The organism is Ruegeria sp. BHSC029 (assembly GCF_059613085.1).
In genome coordinates this window covers 522643-540669 of sequence record NZ_JBXWRU010000004.1, presented here as the reverse complement: position 1 = coordinate 540669, position 18027 = coordinate 522643, and the positions used below count along the sequence as shown (strand labels likewise).

Annotated in this window: 16 protein-coding genes; 7 read left to right on the top strand and 9 right to left on the bottom strand. The window is 62.5% G+C overall.

Features of this window, described 5'->3' with window-relative positions; all coding sequences use genetic code 11:
• The first annotated feature begins 10 nt into the window (after nt 1-10).
• From AC2FML_RS12735 to AC2FML_RS12725, 3 genes are all read left to right on the top strand, one after another.
• The gene (locus AC2FML_RS12735) at nt 11-2830 is read left to right on the top strand and encodes a molybdopterin oxidoreductase family protein (RefSeq protein ID WP_496783426.1); all 2820 of its coding nucleotides are present in this window, start codon (nt 11-13) and stop codon (nt 2828-2830) included.
• A 112-nt stretch (nt 2831-2942) separates the two neighbouring features.
• Complete coding sequence (locus AC2FML_RS12730) at nt 2943-3692, top strand: 4Fe-4S dicluster domain-containing protein (protein ID WP_480637359.1); 750 nt, start codon at nt 2943-2945, stop codon at nt 3690-3692.
• Between the two features lies 1 nt (nt 3693).
• Nucleotides 3694-4566: a dimethyl sulfoxide reductase anchor subunit family protein gene (locus AC2FML_RS12725; RefSeq protein WP_480637357.1), complete on the top strand. Its 873-nt coding sequence runs from the start codon at nt 3694-3696 to the stop codon at nt 4564-4566.
• Nucleotides 4567-4640: 74 nt separating this feature from the next.
• On the opposite strand, the gene dapA is transcribed toward AC2FML_RS12725, so the two are convergent.
• A complete protein-coding gene (dapA, locus tag AC2FML_RS12720) occupies nt 4641-5513 on the bottom strand; it encodes a 4-hydroxy-tetrahydrodipicolinate synthase (RefSeq protein ID WP_496783424.1) in 873 nt (290 codons plus the stop codon).
• Nucleotides 5514-5646: 133 nt separating this feature from the next.
• On the opposite strand from dapA, the gene AC2FML_RS12715 reads away from it, so the two are divergent.
• Complete coding sequence (locus tag AC2FML_RS12715; protein ID WP_496783422.1) at nt 5647-7620, top strand: lytic transglycosylase domain-containing protein; 1974 nt, start codon at nt 5647-5649, stop codon at nt 7618-7620.
• Here AC2FML_RS12715 and AC2FML_RS12710 read toward each other — a convergent pair.
• A complete protein-coding gene (locus AC2FML_RS12710) occupies nt 7594-8463 on the bottom strand; it encodes a DMT family transporter (protein WP_496783420.1) in 870 nt (289 codons plus the stop codon). The genes AC2FML_RS12715 and AC2FML_RS12710 overlap by 27 nt on opposite strands.
• Complete coding sequence (mnmC2, locus tag AC2FML_RS12705) at nt 8460-9125, bottom strand: tRNA (5-methylaminomethyl-2-thiouridine)(34)-methyltransferase MnmC2 (RefSeq protein WP_170451349.1); 666 nt, start codon at nt 9123-9125, stop codon at nt 8460-8462. Before mnmC2 ends, AC2FML_RS12710 begins: the two co-directional genes overlap by 4 nt.
• 55 nt (nt 9126-9180) lie before the next feature.
• On the opposite strand from mnmC2, the gene AC2FML_RS12700 reads away from it, so the two are divergent.
• Complete coding sequence (locus AC2FML_RS12700; protein WP_170369209.1) at nt 9181-10215, top strand: NAD(P)/FAD-dependent oxidoreductase; 1035 nt, start codon at nt 9181-9183, stop codon at nt 10213-10215.
• Here the strand turns inward: AC2FML_RS12700 and AC2FML_RS12695 are convergent.
• From AC2FML_RS12695 to AC2FML_RS12680, 4 genes are all read right to left on the bottom strand, one after another.
• On the bottom strand, nt 10207-11019 hold the full coding sequence (locus AC2FML_RS12695; RefSeq protein WP_496783417.1) for an HTD2 family dehydratase: 813 nt from the start codon (nt 11017-11019) through the stop codon (nt 10207-10209). The two genes, AC2FML_RS12700 and AC2FML_RS12695, sit on opposite strands and share 9 nt — an antisense overlap.
• A 38-nt stretch (nt 11020-11057) precedes the next feature.
• Nucleotides 11058-11600 carry an NADPH-dependent FMN reductase gene (locus AC2FML_RS12690; RefSeq protein WP_496783415.1) on the bottom strand — a complete coding sequence of 181 codons (543 nt, stop codon included), beginning with the start codon at nt 11598-11600 and terminating at the stop codon, nt 11058-11060.
• Nucleotides 11601-11737: 137 nt separating this feature from the next.
• Entirely contained in the window at nt 11738-12409 is a 672-nt protein-coding gene (locus AC2FML_RS12685) for a YiaD family glycine zipper/OmpA-like lipoprotein (protein WP_496783413.1), read from the bottom strand.
• A 129-nt stretch (nt 12410-12538) separates the two neighbouring features.
• Nucleotides 12539-13186 carry an RluA family pseudouridine synthase gene (locus AC2FML_RS12680; RefSeq protein ID WP_496783411.1) on the bottom strand — a complete coding sequence of 216 codons (648 nt, stop codon included), beginning with the start codon at nt 13184-13186 and terminating at the stop codon, nt 12539-12541.
• 94 nt (nt 13187-13280) lie between these two features.
• Here AC2FML_RS12680 and AC2FML_RS12675 point away from each other — a divergent pair, with 94 nt between their 5' ends.
• Together AC2FML_RS12675 and AC2FML_RS12670 are read left to right on the top strand one after the other, a co-directional pair.
• The gene (locus AC2FML_RS12675) at nt 13281-13691 is read left to right on the top strand and encodes a nuclear transport factor 2 family protein (RefSeq protein WP_170360856.1); all 411 of its coding nucleotides are present in this window, start codon (nt 13281-13283) and stop codon (nt 13689-13691) included.
• A 7-nt stretch (nt 13692-13698) separates the two neighbouring features.
• Nucleotides 13699-14406, top strand: a complete 708-nt coding sequence (locus AC2FML_RS12670) for an SGNH/GDSL hydrolase family protein (RefSeq protein ID WP_496783409.1) — start codon at nt 13699-13701, stop codon at nt 14404-14406.
• On the opposite strand, the gene rarD is transcribed toward AC2FML_RS12670, so the two are convergent.
• The gene (rarD, locus tag AC2FML_RS12665) at nt 14397-15302 is read right to left on the bottom strand and encodes an EamA family transporter RarD (RefSeq protein ID WP_496783407.1); all 906 of its coding nucleotides are present in this window, start codon (nt 15300-15302) and stop codon (nt 14397-14399) included. The genes AC2FML_RS12670 and rarD overlap by 10 nt on opposite strands.
• Before the next feature lie 245 nt (nt 15303-15547).
• Nucleotides 15548-18001, bottom strand: coding sequence for a GcvT family protein (locus tag AC2FML_RS12660; RefSeq protein ID WP_496783405.1), 2454 nt, complete (start codon nt 17999-18001; stop codon nt 15548-15550).
• Nucleotides 18002-18027 lie beyond the last annotated feature (26 nt).

Here is an 18027-nt window from a genome sequence, read left to right as displayed (position 1 = left end):
GGATCCGCAAATGACCCATCAGCAGCCAATCCTCGACACGTCCCCCAAGGTCTCGGACGAGGTTCGCAAGACAACCTGCTACATGTGTGCCTGCCGGTGTGGGATCAACGTCCACATGAAGGATGGCAAGGTCGCTTACATCGAGGGCAACCGTGACCACCCGGTGAACAAGGGTGTTCTATGCGCCAAAGGCAGCGCGGGCATCATGCAGGTCAACGCCCCGTCACGCCTGCGCGCTCCGCTCAAGCGGGTGGGTCCGCGCGGGTCGGGTGAGTTCGAGGAAATCAGCTGGGACGAAGCGTTGGACATCGCCGTCGGCTGGCTCAAGCCGCTGCGCGAGGACAACCCCGAAAAGCTGGCCTTTTTCACAGGCCGCGACCAATCGCAATCCTTCACCAGCTTCTGGGCCCAGAATTTCGGCACCTGCAACTATGCGGCCCATGGCGGTTTCTGCTCGGTCAACATGGCGGCCGGCGGCATCTACACGATGGGCGGCGCGTTCTGGGAATTCGGCCAGCCCGATTGGGACCGCACCAAGCTGTTCATGCTGTTCGGCGTGGCCGAGGACCATGACAGCAACCCGATCAAGATGGGCATCGGCAAGATCAAGGCGCGCGGTGCCCGCGTGATTGGGGTGAACCCGATCCGCACCGGCTACAACGCAGTGGCCGATGACTGGGTCGGCATCACGCCCGGGACCGACGGGCTGTTCATCCTGTCGCTGATCCATGTGCTGATGAAAGCCGGCAAGATCGACCTGGATTACCTGAGCCGCTATACCAACGCCCCTGTCCTGATGAATGCCGCCGAAGGTCCTGAAAAGGGCCTGTTTCTGCGGGACGCGGACGGCAAGCCGTTGGTGATTGACCGGGTCACGGGGCAACCGACGGCCTTCGACAAACCGGGCGTCCGGCCGGACCTGACCACCACCTATGAAATGGACGGCATCACCCACCGGCCGGTCTTTCACCTGATGGCGGAAAAATACCTCAGCGACGAATACGCCCCCGAAGCGGTGGCCGAAGAATGCGGCATACCCGCCAGCCGGATCCGCGCCATCGCCGGTGAACTGGCGCGCGTCGCCTTTGACGAGGCCTTCGAGCTGGACCAGGAATGGACTGACTTCCGGGGCGAAAAGCACAGCAAGATGATCGGCCGGCCGGTAGCCATGCACGCGATGCGCGGCGTTTCGGCCCATGCCAACGGATTCCAGACCTGCCGCGCGCTGCACGTGCTGCAGATCCTGCTTGGCACGGTCGAAGTTCCGGGTGGGTTCCGCTTCAAGCCGCCCTATCCGAAGCCGGTCGAAGCACACCCGACCCCCCATTGCAAGGTCACGCCAAACTCGCCCCTGGACGGCCCGCATCTGGGTTTCGTGCGCGGCCCCGAAGATCTGGCCCTGAAGGCCGATGGCAGCCCGGCGCGCATCGACAAGGCCTTTACCTGGGAAAACCCGATGTCCAGCCACGGGCTGATGCACATGGTGATCTCGAACGCTCACGCGGGCGATCCCTACAAGATCGACACGCTGTTCATGTACATGGCCAACATGTCCTGGAACTCGACCATGAACACTAAGGGCGTGATCGAGATGCTGACGGACAAGGATGACAACGGAGACTACGTGATTCCGCGGATCATCTACTCCGATGCCTATTCCTCGGAAATGGTGGCCTATGCCGACCTGATCCTGCCCGACACCACCTATCTGGAGCGGCATGACTGCATCTCGCTCCTCGACCGCCCGATCTGCGAGGCCGACGGTGCCGCAGATGCGATCCGCTGGCCGGTGATCGAACCCGATCGCGACGTGCGCGGATTTCAGACGGTGCTGATCCAGCTGGCCAACAAGCTGGGTCTGCCGGGTTTCACCGATGAGGACGGCTCGGCCAAGTATACGGACTACGCTGACTACATGGTCAACCATCAGCGCAAGCCAGGCATCGGCCCACTGGCTGGATTCCGCGGCGCAGATGGCTCGCAGGTGGGTCGAGGCGACGTGAACCCGAACCAACTGGACCGCTATATCGAGAATGGCGGCTTCTACCTGGAACACATCCCGGACGAGGCCCTGTTCTACAAACCCTGGAACGCCGCCTATCAGGACTGGGCAGTGGGAATGGGCCTGTATGACAGCCCGCAGCCCTACCTGTTCCAGCTCTATTCCGAACCGATGCGCAAGTTCCAGCTGGCCGCCGAAGGCCATGGTGACCGCCAGCCCCCCGACCACCTGCGCGGCCGCATCACGGAAACCATGGACCCGCTTCCGATCTGGTACGAGACCGACCAGACCGGAAACGAAGGCTTCACCGTAAACGCCCTGACCCAGCGCCCCATGGCGATGTATCACAGCTGGGGCACGCAGAATGCCTGGTTGCGGCAACTGCACGGGCGCAACCCGCTTTATGTTCCCACCAAGCTGATGCGCGAACACGGACTGAAGGACGGGGACTGGGCCAAAGTCAGTTCTCCGCACGGAAAAATCACTGTGCCCGTAATGGAAATGGCGGCGTTGAACGACAACACCGTCTGGACATGGAACGCCATCGGCAAACGCAAAGGGGCATGGGCGTTGCAGCCCGACGCGCCCGAGGCAACCAAAGGATTCCTGCTCAACCACCTGATCCACGAATTGCTGCCGCCCAAGGGCGACGGTCTGCGCTGGGCCAATTCCGACCCGATCACAGGACAGGCCGCGTGGTTTGACCTCAAGGTCAAGATCGAAAAAGCCGAAGCACCGGCAGACGCCCAAAGCCAGCCGGAATTCCCGTCAATCAAATCTCCGGTCGGCACCGGCCCCAAGGATCTTGCATGGAAGGTTGGCAAATGACCCAGCGCCACACTCCATTTGGCCCAAAATATCCCCGGGATAGATTGAGCCGAGCGGCTCAGGAGGGGGCTGCCCCCCTTTCGGCCCCGGCCCTCGACAAAGAGCAGACGCCATGACCCAACTTCCCCAATCCACCGAGCGAAAAATGGGCCTGGTCATTGACCTGGATACTTGCGTCGGCTGTCATGCCTGCGTGATCTCCTGCAAGGGCTGGAACACCGAGAACTACGGCGCCCCCCTGTCCGATCAGGACGCCTATGGCGCGGACCCCTCGGGCACATTCCTGAACCGGGTGCACTCGTACGAGGTGCAGCCGGCCGAAGGTGCCGCCCAGCTGATCCATTTCCCGAAATCCTGCCTGCATTGCGAGGATGCGCCCTGCGTCACCGTCTGCCCCACCGGCGCCAGTTACAAGCGGGTCGAGGACGGGATCGTGCTGGTCAACGAAAGCGACTGCATCGGCTGCGGCCTGTGTGCCTGGGCCTGCCCCTATGGCGCGCGCGAACTGGACGCCGCAGAGGGTGTCATGAAGAAATGCACCCTTTGCGTTGACCGCATCTACAACGACAACCTGCCCGAGGAAGACCGCGTTCCCGCCTGCGTGCGGACCTGCCCCGCGGGGGCCCGCCATTTCGGTGACTTGGGCGACCCCGACAGCGCGGTCAGCCAACTGGTGGCCGAGCGCGGCGGAATGGATCTGATGCCCGAAATGGGCACCAAACCGGTCAACAAATACCTGCCACCCCGCCCCAAGGATACGGTCGAAGAGCAGATCGACATCCTGGCGCCCCTGGTGGCGCCGGTCGCTGACGAGCCGAAGGGCTTCCTTGGCTGGCTGGACAAGGCATTGGAGAAGCTCTGACATGCATCCCGCACCTTCCGTCATCCTGTTCACCACTCTGTCGGGGCTGGGCTTCGGCTTGCTGTTTTTCCTGGGCCTCGGCTTTCCGAATGTCTCGGGCTGGGTGGCCTTCGTGTTCTTCGCCATCGCCTATGCGCTGTCCGTGGGTGGGCTCATGGCCTCGACCTTTCACCTCGGCCACCCCGAGCGCGCGCTCAAGGCGTTCACCCAATGGAAGACAAGCTGGCTCAGCCGCGAGGGCTGGTGCGCAGTTCTGGCCCTGTTGGTCATGGGGCTCTATGCGATCGGCGCGATCTTTCTGGACCAGCGCTGGTCCGGTCTGGGTCTGATCGGTTCGCTGCTCTCATTGGCGACCGTATTCACGACCTCGATGATCTACACGCAACTCAAGACGATCCCGCGGTGGAACCTGACACTGACGCCTGTGATGTTTCTGAGCTTCAGCGTGGCCGGCGGCGCGCTTTTGGCGGGGCAGACCGCATTTGCGATCCCGCTGCTGTTGATCGCCGCGCTGGTTCAAATTCTGTACTGGCGTTCGGGCGATCAGGCCTTGGCCAACTCGGGAACCAACCTTGGTACGGCAACTGGTCTTGGCGACCGGGGTTCTGTCCGCGCGTTTGAACCGCCGCATACAGGAACCAACTATCTGCTGCGCGAATTCGTTCACGTTGTCGGACGCAAACACGCAGACAAGCTGCGAGCCATTTCCTTTGCCTTGGCCTTCGTGGTTCCCGTCGGTCTGTTGATCCTACCGTTCAACCACCTGGTCGGAGCGCTGGCGGTGCTGTCTCATATGGCGGGTATCGCCACTTCGCGCTGGCTTTTCTTTGCCCAGGCCGAACATGTGGTCGGGCTGTACTACGGCAAGCACTAAGTCGCTCTGCAGACAAGCAAAGGGCGGTGCCGGTTCTCCCGGACACCGCCCGATTTCTTTCGGAACACGACTGATCAGATCAGGCCCGCATGCTCCATCGCGGCATCAATCGCGGCTTTTGTGCTGTCTTCCAGCGTCGTCAGCGGCGACCGCACTTCTTCGGTGCAGCGTCCCAGTTTGCTGAGCGCGTATTTCGCACCCACCAGGCCCGGTTCGATGAATATGGCCTCGTGCAGCGGCATCAACCGATCCTGATACTCCAGCGCCGCCGCATAGTCGCCCGACAGGGTCGCCTGCTGGAACTCGGCGCACAGCTTGGGGGCCACGTTTGCGGTGACCGAGATACAGCCGACGCCACCATGAGCGTTGAAACCCAGGGCCGTCGCGTCCTCACCAGAAAGCTGGCAGAAGTCTTTGCCGCAGGAAGCGCGCTGCTGGCTGACGCGGGCAAGATCGCCCGTGGCGTCCTTGACACCGATGATCCGAGGCAGTTGCGCCAGCGCACCCATGGTGTCCGGGTTCATGTCGATGACCGAGCGGCCCGGGATGTTGTAGATGATGATCGGAATATCCGCACAGTCATGCAGTGCCCGAAAATGCGACAACAGACCTTTCTGAGTCGGCTTGTTGTAGTAGGGCGTGACGACCAGCGCCGCATCCGCACCCACTTTCTGTGCGAATCGCACGAACCGGATGGCTTCGACCGTGTTGTTCGACCCGGCCCCGGCGATGACCGGCACGCGCCCCGCGGCGGCCTTGACCACCTCGGCCACTACGGTTTCGTGTTCCTCGTGGCTCAGCGTCGGACTCTCGCCGGTCGTGCCGACGGGCACCAGACCGGTCGACCCTTCGGCAATCTGCCATTCCACCAATTGTTTGAGCGTATCCAAGTCCAACTCGCCGTTGCGGAACGGGGTGACGAGAGCTGGCATCGAGCCTTTGAACATGGAACGCTCCTTGAGGTTCAAACGTGTGATGTGCGTCGCGGGCCGACACGAATTTAGGTTTCTTGAGTTGATCCCGGCGGCGCAAGGTTTATCCTGAATGGCTGTATCCTCGGTTGGTCGGGAAATGCAAGGGATGACACGGATTCTGTCGCTGATCGCGACGATGATTCTAGCTTTGACGCTTCAAACTCAGGCCGTGCGGGCCGATGCGGTGTCCGATCTTCGGGCCGCAATGTCCGAAATGCGCAAAGGCGACTGGAACGCCGCCTTGCGCGTGGCCGGCACCCGCGGCTCGGTCGCGCGCGACATCATCGTGTGGCACTGGCTGCGCCAAGGGTTCGGCAGCTCGGGCGATGTTCTGGTCTTTCTGGACCGGCGGCCCGATTGGCCGGGCCTTGCCTGGCTGCGCCGCAAAAGCGAGCCGTCCTTTACCGGCGCGGACCCGGACCGGGTGCTGAAGTTCTACAAGGACAACCCGCCACAGACTGCCGAAGGAGCTCTGAACTATGCCGTGGCACTGAAGGCCAAAGGCCGAACCGGTGAGGCCGAGGCGGATATCGTCACTGCCTGGCGGACGATGCCGATGGGCTCGGGCTTGCAGCAGGACTACGTTCAAAACTTCGGGTCACTGCTGAAACCGCATCACGAGGCTCGTCTGGACCGAATGCTGTGGGATGGTCATCTGATCAGCTCGGCCCAGATGCTGCCACTGGTCAGCGAAGACTATCGCAAACTGGCCGAAGCGCGGATCGCCCTGCAAAAGCGCCAACCCGGCGTGGATAGCAAGGTTGCCGCCGTTCCGAAGGCGCTTGCCGATGATCCGGGGCTGGCCTTTGACCGGTTCGTATGGCGGGACCGCAAAGAGCTGGACGACAGCGCCATTGATCTGATGCTGGCGCGCTCGACCAGCCCGCAGGCACTGGGCGAACCCGACAAGTGGGCCGAAGGGCGACGGAGGCTGGCTCGGCTGGAAATGCGTCAGGGTGATGCGAACCGGGCCTATGCCATCGCTGCCAATCACCACATGACACCCGAGATGGGATATGGTTATGCCGACCTCGAGTGGCTGTCGGGTTTCCTGGCTTTGCGCAAGCTGAACGACCCGGCCACAGCCGTTCGGCATTTCCAGAACTTCCTGGGGGCTGTGAAGTCTCCGATCTCGATGGGTCGGGGCGGGTATTGGTTGGGCCGGGCCTACGCCGCAACCGGAAACGCCGAGAAAGCCTACGAGGCTTATGCAATCGGCGCCGACTACCAGACCTCGTTCTATGGCCTGTTGGCTGCAGAACAGATCGGACGGCCATTTGACAGCGACCTGGCCAACCCGCGCCGGGCGCCCCATTGGAAACAAGCCGAGTTCGCCAAGTCCAGTGTGCTTGAGGCGGGGCTGCTGCTGATACGAGCTGGCGAGCCGGAATTGGGCGAACGGTTCCTGACGCACCTGGTCGAAAGCCTGGATCCGGTGCAGGCCGGCCAGCTGGGTGATCTGGCGGTCGAGTTGAAGGAGCCGCATCTGGCGGTAATGATCGCCAAACGGGCCGCGACGAATGGAGTCGTATTGCCCGCGGCGTATTACCCGGTCCATCCCGTTGCGGATATCGGATTGCCCATGGCCAAGGAAATGACCCTGGCCATCGCACGCCGCGAAAGCGAATTCGACCCGGTCGTGATCAGCGGTGCGGGCGCGCGCGGCCTAATGCAGGTGATGCCTGCGACCGCCAAGCTGGTCGCGCAGGAACTGGGCATCCTCAGCGGTCATCAGACGGGACGTTTGACCTCGGATTGGCGATACAACGCCAAACTGGGGGCAAACTATCTGGCCGGGCTGGCTGCCGAATTCAACGGCAACGTCGTGATGATGGCCGCAGGTTACAATGCCGGCCCCAATCGCCCGAACTCATGGATGGACCGCTACGGCGACCCGCGAACCGGCGCGGTGGATATCGTCGACTGGATCGAGACGATCCCCTTCAACGAGACCCGCAACTATGTGATGCGGGTGACCGAGAGCCTGCCTGTCTACCGCGCAAGGCTGGGCAAACCCGCGCTGCCGATCCCCTTCTCGCAGGAGCTGGTCGGATCAACCCTGTCGGCGTTCGCGCCATAGGGTAAACAGACCCGCCGCCACCACCAGCCCCGCCCCCGCGACCACCGCGGGGTGCAGGGTCTCGTCAAAGATCGTGATGCCCAGAATTGCGCTCCACATCAGGTGGAAATAGGCAAAGGGCTGTACCGCGCTGGCCTCTGCCATCTCGTAGCACTTGATCAGCAGCCAATGCCCCAGAACGCCGGTAATGCACAGCAGCCCCATCCAGAACCAATCCCGCGGCACCATCGGCTCCCAGAACCACAGGCCGATGCAGGTCATGACCAATGCTCCGACGATCCCGGTCCAGAAGAAGCTGGTTGCGGTGCTGTCCTGACGTGCAGCATAGCGGGTCAGCAGACCGTAGAACGCAAACATCAGCGCCGAGATCAAGGGGATCACTGCCCACGGATTGAAAACGCCCATGCCGGGCTGCAGAATGATCAGCACGCCAACGCATCCGACCCCGATGGCCGACCAGCGCCGCCAGCCGACCTTCTCGCCGAGCACCGGCCCGCTGAGCGCGGCGACTAGAAGCGGATAGCAGATGAACACCGCCTGGCTCTCGATCAGACCGAGAATGGTAAAGCCGTAGACGGCGACGCAGATCTCGCCGGCAAGCAGCAGACCGCGCAGAATCTGCAGGCCCGGTTGCCGCGTCCTGGCGGCGGCCGCCAGACCACCGGGTGCACGCGCCGCCAAGGCAATCACGAAAGCTGCAAAGAACCAATATCGCAGCATGACCACCATGTAGGTGTTGTACGTGCCTGCCAGATGGCGCGAGATGCCGTCCTGCAGCGCAAACACGATCGTGGCCGCGATCATCAGGGCAATACCCGCCCGCACGTTGTTTGTCTGGGTCATGCCTTGGTCGCCCGCGTCATGTGCCGTTTTCGGCCGTATCCCGGCGCGCGGGATACCGAAAACCCGGCATCCTGCAACCCTCGCCGCACAAACCCGGCTGCGGTATAGGTGGCAGCCGTCCCTTCGGGCGCTGTATGGACCGCCACTTGCCGCATCAGTTCCGGCTGCCACAGCTCGGGGTTCTTGGCGGGCGAGAACCCATCCAGGAACCAGGCATCGGCGAGCCCGTCCCAAAGGGGCAGGGTCTGGCGGGCATCACCTTCGATCACGGTCAGACGCAGCGTGTCCAAATCACAGCCGCCACCCTGCCATCGGTCAAGGAACCGGTCGGCCCAGGGCGCCAGCTCGGGAAAGGCCGCAAGCGCGCGCTTCATATCGGCAGGGGCCATCGGAAAGGCTTCGAAACTGGTGAACGTCAGCGGACCCGATTGTCCGGACTTCTCCCATTCCGACCAAGCGGTCAGCATGTTCAGTCCGGTTCCGAACCCCAGCTCGGCGATGTGAAAACCGGGGGCAAAGCGAGCGGGCAGATCGTTGCCTTGCAAAAAGACATGACGGGTCTCCTCCAGTCCGTTCTGAAGGCTGAAATAGGGGTCGTCGAAACGATCAGAAACAGGGACTGTCTCATCCCTCCACGACAATTTGGCGCGCTGGTCTGCCATCGGGAATTCCTGTAGCTAAGCGGCGCGACACTGAACAAGGAAAAGGGGATTGGCAATGGTCGATGTGACGATCCGCGGGGCTGGGATATTCGGCCTGTCCATCGCCTGGACCTGTGCGCGACGTGGCGCCAGGGTCCGGGTCGTCGATCCCTACGGCGCTGGTTCAGGGTCCAGCGGCGGGCTGGTGGGTGCCCTTGCCCCGCACGTTCCGGAAAACTGGAACGACAAGAAAGCATTCCAATTCGAAAGCCTGCTGATGGCCGAACCGTTTTGGCGACAGGTGGAGGCCACCGGCGGCGTTTCGCCCGGCTATGCGCGTCTGGGGCGGATCCAGCCCATCAACGACCCAAAGAACCTCGACCTGGCGCATCAGCGTGCGGCCTCGGCCCGCGACCTTTGGCAGGGTCGGGCTGAATGGACCGTGGTCGAGGCGCGCTCGGTCGGATCATGGTGCCCGCCCAGCGCAACGGGATTCGTCATCCACGATACGTTGAGTGCACGCATGCATCCACGCCGGGCCTGCGCCGCGCTGGTGGCCGCGCTGGCCGTGATGGGGGTTGAGGTCGTGCCCGAGGCCCCGGACACCGGGGCAGTCATTCATGCGACCGGGGTGTCCGGCCTGTTGGAGCTGTCCGATGCTTTCGGCAAGGCGGTCGGAAACGGGGTCAAGGGACAGGCGGCACTGCTGCGGTTCGACGCGGGCCAGGTGCCGCAGCTGTTTGCGGAGTCGATCCATTTCGTGCCCCACGCCGACGGGACACTGGCCATCGGCTCGACGTCCGAGCGGGACTATGACGACCCGACCGGCACCGATGCTGCGCTTGACGATGTGATCCAGCGCGCGTTGCAGGCGGTTCCTGTTCTACACGGCGCGGAGGTGATCGAGCGTTGGGCCGGGGTCCGCCCCCGCAGCAAGAGCCGAGCGCCAATGCTGGGCGCACACCCGCTGCACAAGGGCCAGTTCATTGCCAATGGCGGCTTCAAGATCGGGTTCGGCATGGCCCCAAAGGTGGCCGAGATCATGGCAGACCTTGTACTGGACGGACAGGATTCGATCCCCGAAGGCTTCCGCCCCGAGGCGTCACTGTGATCGTGGAAGGGCCACGGCCTGCATGCACTGCCGACCGTCAGGACCGCGGACCCAAAAATCGTTCCCGTTTCGGCACAGCGTGGCAGCCTCGAGATGCATCAGCGGAGAGGACGCGCGAAAGGAAAACTCGGCCAGCGGCCCCATGAGATCAGTGGCGAGCAGCATCAGATGCTGCGCCAGAAGCGGTCCATGAACCACCAGCCCGGCATAGCCTTCGACATCGCGGGCATAGTCAAGGTCATAGTGGATGCGGTGGCCATTGAAAGTCAGCGCCGAGTACCGAAACAGCAGCGTGGTGTCGAACGCGACCTGGCGCAGGTCTGTTTCGTCCGTCCGGGCAACCGAGGCCTCTGGTTTTGGTGCATCGGCCGACGGATCCTCGCGATAAACAAGGTCCTGCCATTCGGTCAGGCACAGCGTATCGTCCTGCCAGATTTCGTGCTTGAGGGTCACAAACCCCAAGGGCCCGGTCCGTCCAGTTTTGGTGCTCACATTGCTCAAGGTCGAGCGGCGTTCGGCTGGTGTGCCAGCAATCAGCGGAGCGGCGAACCGTAATCGCCCACCGGCCCACATCCGACGCGGAAGACCGAGGTCGGGGACGAGCCCTTCGCCCACCACGGGATGGCCGTCGCGCCCCAAGCCCTCGGGCGGGCGCGGCGACCAGAAATACAGCTGGTGAAAGAACGGCGGCAGCGACGTGCCCATCCCGATCGAAGGTGCCTGCCCTAACGCCACCTGAAACGCCGCCGCCCGGGCAGCGTCCATCACGTCGTGCTGAATTTCCGAGGAAACTTGATCCGTCATGGCCGCACCCTAAGCAGGTTCGGCCAGCCGGACAAGGCTCAGAAACCTGCTTCGGTCCGCAGCTTCTCCATCAACTGGCCCAGCGTCCGTTCGTACCGGTCGCTGCGCAACCGACCTGAATCGTCGAACTCGTTCGAGCTGTCGGCCAGATGAAATTCGGGGCCCTGCAGGATGCGCGGCTGAAACGGCACCATGAACGACCGCAGGATCATCTGCGCCCGTTCGCCTCCGGCCCGGCCCGCCGCTGCTGACATCACCGCAACCGGTTTGTCGGCCCAGGGATTGCCCTTGGTCCGGCTGACCCAGTCCAGAGCGTTCTTCAGAACGCCTGACGGCCCTTTGTTGTATTCCGGAGTGGAAATGACCACCGCATGGGCACCGGCGATCTGATCCGCCAGGATCTGAACTTCGGCCGGGATCCCGTCGGCCTCCTCAGCATCTCCATCATAGAGCGGCAGGTTCAGATCAGCTTCGATGAACGTTCCCGCGCCGAACAGGCGCGCCGCTTCACGGATCAGGCGTCGATTGGTGGCGTTCTGCCGCAACGAGCCGGACAGGCCCAGAAGGATCGGTTCGGACATCAGGATATCTCCGTCATGTGTTTCGGCTGCAGTTTAGTCATCCCGACCGCAAACCATAGCCCGCCTGACGCGCAGTCAGTGTGCAAAAAAGAAAGGGGCCGCTCGCGGCGGCCCCCGGCAGTTGGCTGTTGATCGGCTCAGGCGTTGCCGCTTGGCACGATCACGATCTCGACCCGGCGGTTCTGCGCCTTGCCCTCGGGCGTCAGGTTCGAGGCGATCGGTTGGTTTTCACCGCGGCCGATCGTGGCGATACGCGCATAGCTGACGCCATTGGCCTGCAGAACATCCGCCACCGCGTTGGCGCGGCGTTCGGACAGGATCTGATTGTAGCCGGCTTCACCATCGCTGTCGGTGTGCCCGATGATCTGTACGTTCGAGTTGGGATAGTTCACCAGGTTTTGCCCCACGCGGACCAGATCCGCCCTCAGCGCAGGCCGGACCGTGGCGCTGTCGGTGTCGAAGGTGATGTCATTCGGAACCGTGACGATCAGCCGGTCTCCGGCGTTGACGATCGTGATACCGTCATTGGCCAGTTTCTGACGCAGTTCGGCTGCCTGCCGGTCCAACTGGTTGCCGATCAACCCGCCGCCGGCAGCACCGATGGCCGCACCCGCAACGGCACCCAGCCCAGGGTTCGAGTCATTGGCGATGGCACCAACTCCGGCGCCAATCAGACCGCCCAGCAACGCTCCCTGCTTGGCGTTCTGGTTCGGGTCGTCCTGAACCCGCAATGTACCGGGGTCGGTACAGGCCCCCAGCACAAATGCGGCGCTCAGCCCGACCTGCAGCAAGAATCTGGAAATTTTCATGGGTTCACCTTCTGCTCCTGCACCCGTTTTTCCGGGTTACGTGTTTGACGTGATTATAGCACGCCTGACACAAACAGGCTCAAGCGACAAAAACGTGAGATCGGCGAATACCCGCCGCCCCCAAGGCGCTCAGAAATCCGGCACAGCGCGAAATTTCATCGATATGCCATCCTCGGGGTGTTTGACGCGCAATTCCTCGGAATGAAGCATCAGCCTGGGGAAATCGCGCGCCGGTCCTTCGGCATAGAACGGGTCGCCCAGGATCGGATAGCCCAGTGCCTGCATATGAACCCGCAACTGGTGCGAGCGACCGGTTTTTGGAAACAGGCGAACGCGGGTGGTGTCCCCGTCGTACCGGACGACCCGCCAATCCGTGACTGCCGGCTTTCCAGTCTCGTGGCACACCATCTGGCGCGGCCTGTTGGGCCAATCCACGATCAACGGCAAGTCTACCGTGCCGGTTTTGGGTTCCAGCCGGCCCCACACGCGGGCGACGTAGGTTTTTCGTGTCTGCCGGTTTTCGAATTGCTGTCCCAGATATCGTTGGGCGTGCGGGGTCTGGGCAAAGATCATGACGCCTGAGGTATCGCGGTCCAACCGGTGGACCAGCAAGGCCTGCGGGAATGCGGCCTGCACACGGGCCAGCAGACAATCGGCCAGGTGCTCTCCCCGGCCAGGCACCGACAGCAGGCCCGCCGGCTTGTTCACCACGATCACCTGCGCATCCTCGTGCAGCACGTCCAGCGGCGTTTTGGGGGGATCATAGGTATCGCTCATGCGGGCTGCCTATCGCAGGGTGCCGCCTCTCGCAACGTCGTCCTTGCGATGAGAAGGCTTCTCGGCAACTCTCGCGCCAGGCAGAGGAGATGACATGCACCCGACGATCGAACGAATGCAGGAAGTGGTCGCCAAGGGCGACGAGAGCCTGATCCATGAATTGCTGGCCGAAGACGTGCAGTTCCTTCCGCCGACCTACTACAGCACCTGGACAGGCCGCGCCCCGGTGGCGGCGGTATTGGGTCATGTTGGACAGGTATTTTCCGAGTTTCGCTACCGCCGGATCATGGGCGATGGCAAAGACTGGGCATTGGAGTTTCAATGCAAGGTGGGTGAACTGGACGCTGTTGGCGTTGACCTGATCAAGCTCAACGATGACGGGCTGATTCAGACATTCGAAGTCGCCATGCGTCCCTACAAGACCGTTGGCGCCCTGCGCGAGGCCATGATGGCGCGCGTCATGAAAGATCCCCGGTTCCTGGAATTTCGGAACGCTTTGAGCTGAGCCACCCGTGCCCATTGCCGCCGATCAGCTTCTGAGAGTTGCGCTGCTGCCGGTGCTGGCGGTACAGGCTCTGATGGTGCGACGAGGGGCCGTGCAGCTGCCCGAACCTGCTGGTGCGCGTGAGGGCCGGCAAGGCCGCGGGCCGAGACTGCGCCTGCTGATCACCGGCGACAGTTCCGCCGCAGGTGTTGGGGCTGGCACTCAGGAACAGGCGCTGTCGGGCCAGTTGGTGAAACTGCTCAGCCGCCAGTTCAGCGTTGAGTGGCGCCTTGTCGCAACGACCGGCCACACGACCGGTAACGCGATCGAAGACCTGCGCAGGATCGAAGGCCAGTTTGACGCGGCTGTTACGGCCTTGGGCGTCAACGACGTCACCCGAGCCGTGACCTGCAACCGGTTCAAACGTCAACAGGCCGAGTTGATGCGCTTGCTTTCCGTCGATCTGGGCGTGCGGACTGTGATCGTGACGGGCGTCCCGCAGATGGATCGGTTCCCGGCGCTACCAAAGCCCTTGGCATGGATTTTGGGACGCCAATCCGCGCGCCTTGACGAAGGGCTGAGAGAGGTGATCGCGAGCTTCCCAAAGGCCCGGCATTTGGCGCTGCACCTGCCCGACGATCCGGCCCTGGCGGCTGTGGACGGCTATCACCCAAGCCCCAAAGCCTATCGGCTTTGGGCAGAGCAGGCCGCGCGAATGATCCTCGATCAGGTCTGACCGCGCACCTGACGGATCATGGGCACTGAATACACTACCAGTGCGGCCCAGATCAGCGGAAAGGCAATCATGCGCCCGCGGTCGATCTGCTCACCAAACAGCGTGATCGCCGTGATGAATATCATGGTCGGCGCGATGTACTGCAGGATACCCATGGTCGAAAGCCGCACCAGCTTGGCCCCGTTGGCATAGACCAGAAGCGGAACGGCGGTCACGATACCTGCCCCGGCCAACAGCATGGTATCTGTTGCGGCGCCTCCAAAATGTCCGGTACCCTTCGCGCCCAACCAGGTCACATAAGCCAGCGCGGGAACCAGCAAAATCAGAACCTCAAGCAGAAATCCCTGGTTTGGTCCGATGGGCAACGAGCGCTTGAAGAACGCGTAAAATCCCCAGCTGACCATCAACCCCAGCGCCGCCCATGGCAGACGGCCGGCCTCGACCACCAGAACCAGAACGCCCAAGGCGGCAAGCCCCACGGCAATCAACTGTGTTCGGGTCAGGGACTCGCGTAGCAGGATCGCTCCCAGCGCTATGCTGAACAGCGGGTTGATATAATACCCCAGCGCCGCGTCCAGAGCGTTGCCACTGGCGATCGCCCAGACGTAGATAGCCCAGTTCACCGAAATCAGGGCCGCCGTCAGGGATGCCATTCCCAACATGCGCGGATCGCGCAGCGCCACCTTCAGATCACCGGTTCGCCCCAGCGCGACCAGCAACAGCCCGGCCACCGGCACCGACCAGATGATGCGATGCGCCACGATTTCGACGGGACCGATATGCGCCATTGCCTTCATGTAGAGCGGCAGAAAACCCCAAAGGACATACGCCGTAACAGCCAGCGCAAGGCCTTTTGGCGAATCCGTGTTCTGGGCTTGGGTCGGGCGCTCGGCCATGAATGGTCTCCAGCTGATACCCCCCGTCTTTAGGCAAAGTCCCTTGCCATTGAAACTCAGAAAAGCTTGAAGACGCTCATAACGAATTGTGATGGGTCGGCGGCCCTATCGTCCGGTGTGCGACCGGCAGAACCATGTTCGGCTATGCTTGGTTTTCCGGTAAAGTCTTGGCCAGACAGAGGCCTCGTCAAGAACCTCCATCCGGCGCTATGCAATTGCATAGGAGCAACGCGCCCAACCCGCCATCAGACCTTCACACGTTCGGATTTCGGATCGTACATGGGTTTGAGCGACGCCTCGGCGCGGATCTTTACTCCGCAGACGTCAATCTCGTATGTCGAGGACAGCACGTCGGCCGCGCTTTCGCCCTTGCAGGGGACATAACCCATGCCGATCGCGCCACCCAAAGTGTGGCCATAGTTTCCTGAGCTGATGTAGCCCACATATTCGCCATCTCGGATAATCGGTTCGTTGTGGAACAGCAGCGGTTCAGGGTCAGTCAGCTTGAATTGCACCAGCCGGCTGTGGGGGCCGCTGTCCTTGCGGGCAATCACCGCATCTCGGCCGATGAAATCACATCCCTTGTCCACCTTGACGGCAAAGCCGAGACCGGCGTCCACAACGTGATCTTCGCAGGTGATGTCATGGCCGAAGTGACGGAAGCCCTTTTCGATCCGGCAGCTGTCCATCATGTGCATGCCGCACAGCTTCAGGCCCATGTCCTGCCCAGCCTCGTGCAGCGTTTCGAAAACGTGGCCGGCCATATCCGACGACACGTAGACCTCCCACCCAAGTTCGCCCACATAGGTCACGCGGTGAACGCGTGCCAGGCCCATTCCGATCTCGATTTCCTGCGCGGTGCCGAATGGGTTTGCCGTGTTCGAGAAGTCGTTGGGCGAAACTTTTTCAAGCAAGGTCCGCGCGTTGGGGCCCATCACCGCCAGAACGCCTTCGCCGGCCGTGACATCGGTGATGACCACATTGAAATTGCCCGAATGACGCATCATCCACGTCTGGTCGGCCAGTCGCGTCGCCGCCGGGGTCACGACCAGATAGGCGGTCTCGGAAAGGCGGGTCACGGTCACGTCTGCCTCGATCCCGCCATGCCGGTTCAAGAATTGGGTGTAGACGATTTTGCCGTTTGGAACCGCGTAGTCGCCGCCACCGATATAGTTCATGAAAGCCTGGGCATCGGGGCCTTCGACCCGAATTTTTCCGAACGAGGACATGTCATACATGCCCACGTTCTCGCGCACTGCGCGGTGTTCGGCGGCCGAGTTCTCGAACCAGTTCTGGCGCTTCCAGCTGTAGCGGTATTCGCGTTCCTGCCCCTCATTGGCAAACCAGTTCGCGCGCTCCCAGCCGGCCAGCTCGCCAAAGACGGCCCCGTTTTCTTTCAGGTGGTGGTGGAACGGCGTCCGGCGCACGCCGCGCGCCGTGGCCTTTTGCCGATAGGGGTAGTGGTCGGCATAGAGCAGGCCCAGCGTTTCCTTGGACCGCTCGAATAGATACTGCTTGTTGCCCTGGAATGGCTGCATCCGGCTGATGTCCACGTCGCCCAGGTCAAAGGGTTTTTCACCCGAGTCCATCCATTCCGCCAGCGCCATTCCCGCGCCGCCCGCAGACTGGATCCCGATCGAGTTGAACCCAGCGGCGACCCAGACATTGTCCATCTCGGGCGCAAGGCCAAGGTGATAGGCGTCGTCGGGAGTGAAGGATTCCGGCCCGTTGAAGAAGGTATGGATGCCCGCCTCGGCCAGCATCGGCATGCGGTTGCAGGCGGCCTCGAGGATCGGTTCGAAATGGTCGAAATCCTCGGGCAGTTGGTCGAACTCGAAACTGTCGGGGATGCCGTCCATCGCCCAGGGCTTGGCGTTGGGCTCGAAGGCGCCCAGCAGGATTTTCCCGGCGTCCTCCTTGTAATAGGCGCATTCGTCCGGCACCCGCAGAACCGGAAGCTGGGTCAGGCCGTCGATGCCCTCTGTCACTATGTAGAAATGCTCGCAGGCATGCAGCGGAACGTTCACGCCCGCCATGCGCCCCACCTGATGCCCCCACATGCCGGCGCAGTTGACCACCATGTCACACTCGATATGGCCCGAGGCGCTGCCATCATCCGCCACCCAGTCGACGCCGGTAACTTTGCGGCCCTGCTTTGCGATCTCGGTGACCTTGACCCGTTCCTTGACGACGGCGCCGCGCTGACGGGCACCCTTGGCCAGCGCCAGCGCGATATTGGCCGGGTCGCCCTGGCCGTCCAGCGGCAGATAGACGGCGCCCTTGACCCCATCCAGATTCAGATGCGGATAAAGCTCGGCCACCCGCTCGTTCGAGATCTCCTCGACCTCGACCCCGAAGGCGCGGGCCATGGCGGCCTGGCGGTAGATCTCTTCCTTGCGCTCATCCGTCAGCGCCACGGTGATCGAGCCACAGCGTTTGAAGCCGGTGGCGACGCCGGTTTCCTCCTCGAGCGCGCCATAGAGTTCCTGGCTGTATTTCGCCAGTTTGGTCATGTTCGCGGTGGCGCGCAGTTGGGCGATCAGGCCGGCCGCGTGCCATGTCGTGCCGCTGGTCAGCTGCTTGCGCTCCAGCAGAACAACGTCGTTCCAGCCTTTCTTGGTCAGGTGATAGGCCACCGAGCATCCGATCACACCGCCACCGATGATCACCACGCGGGCCTTGCTGGGAAGATCAACCATTCCGAAGTCTCCAATCTCGAGTCGGC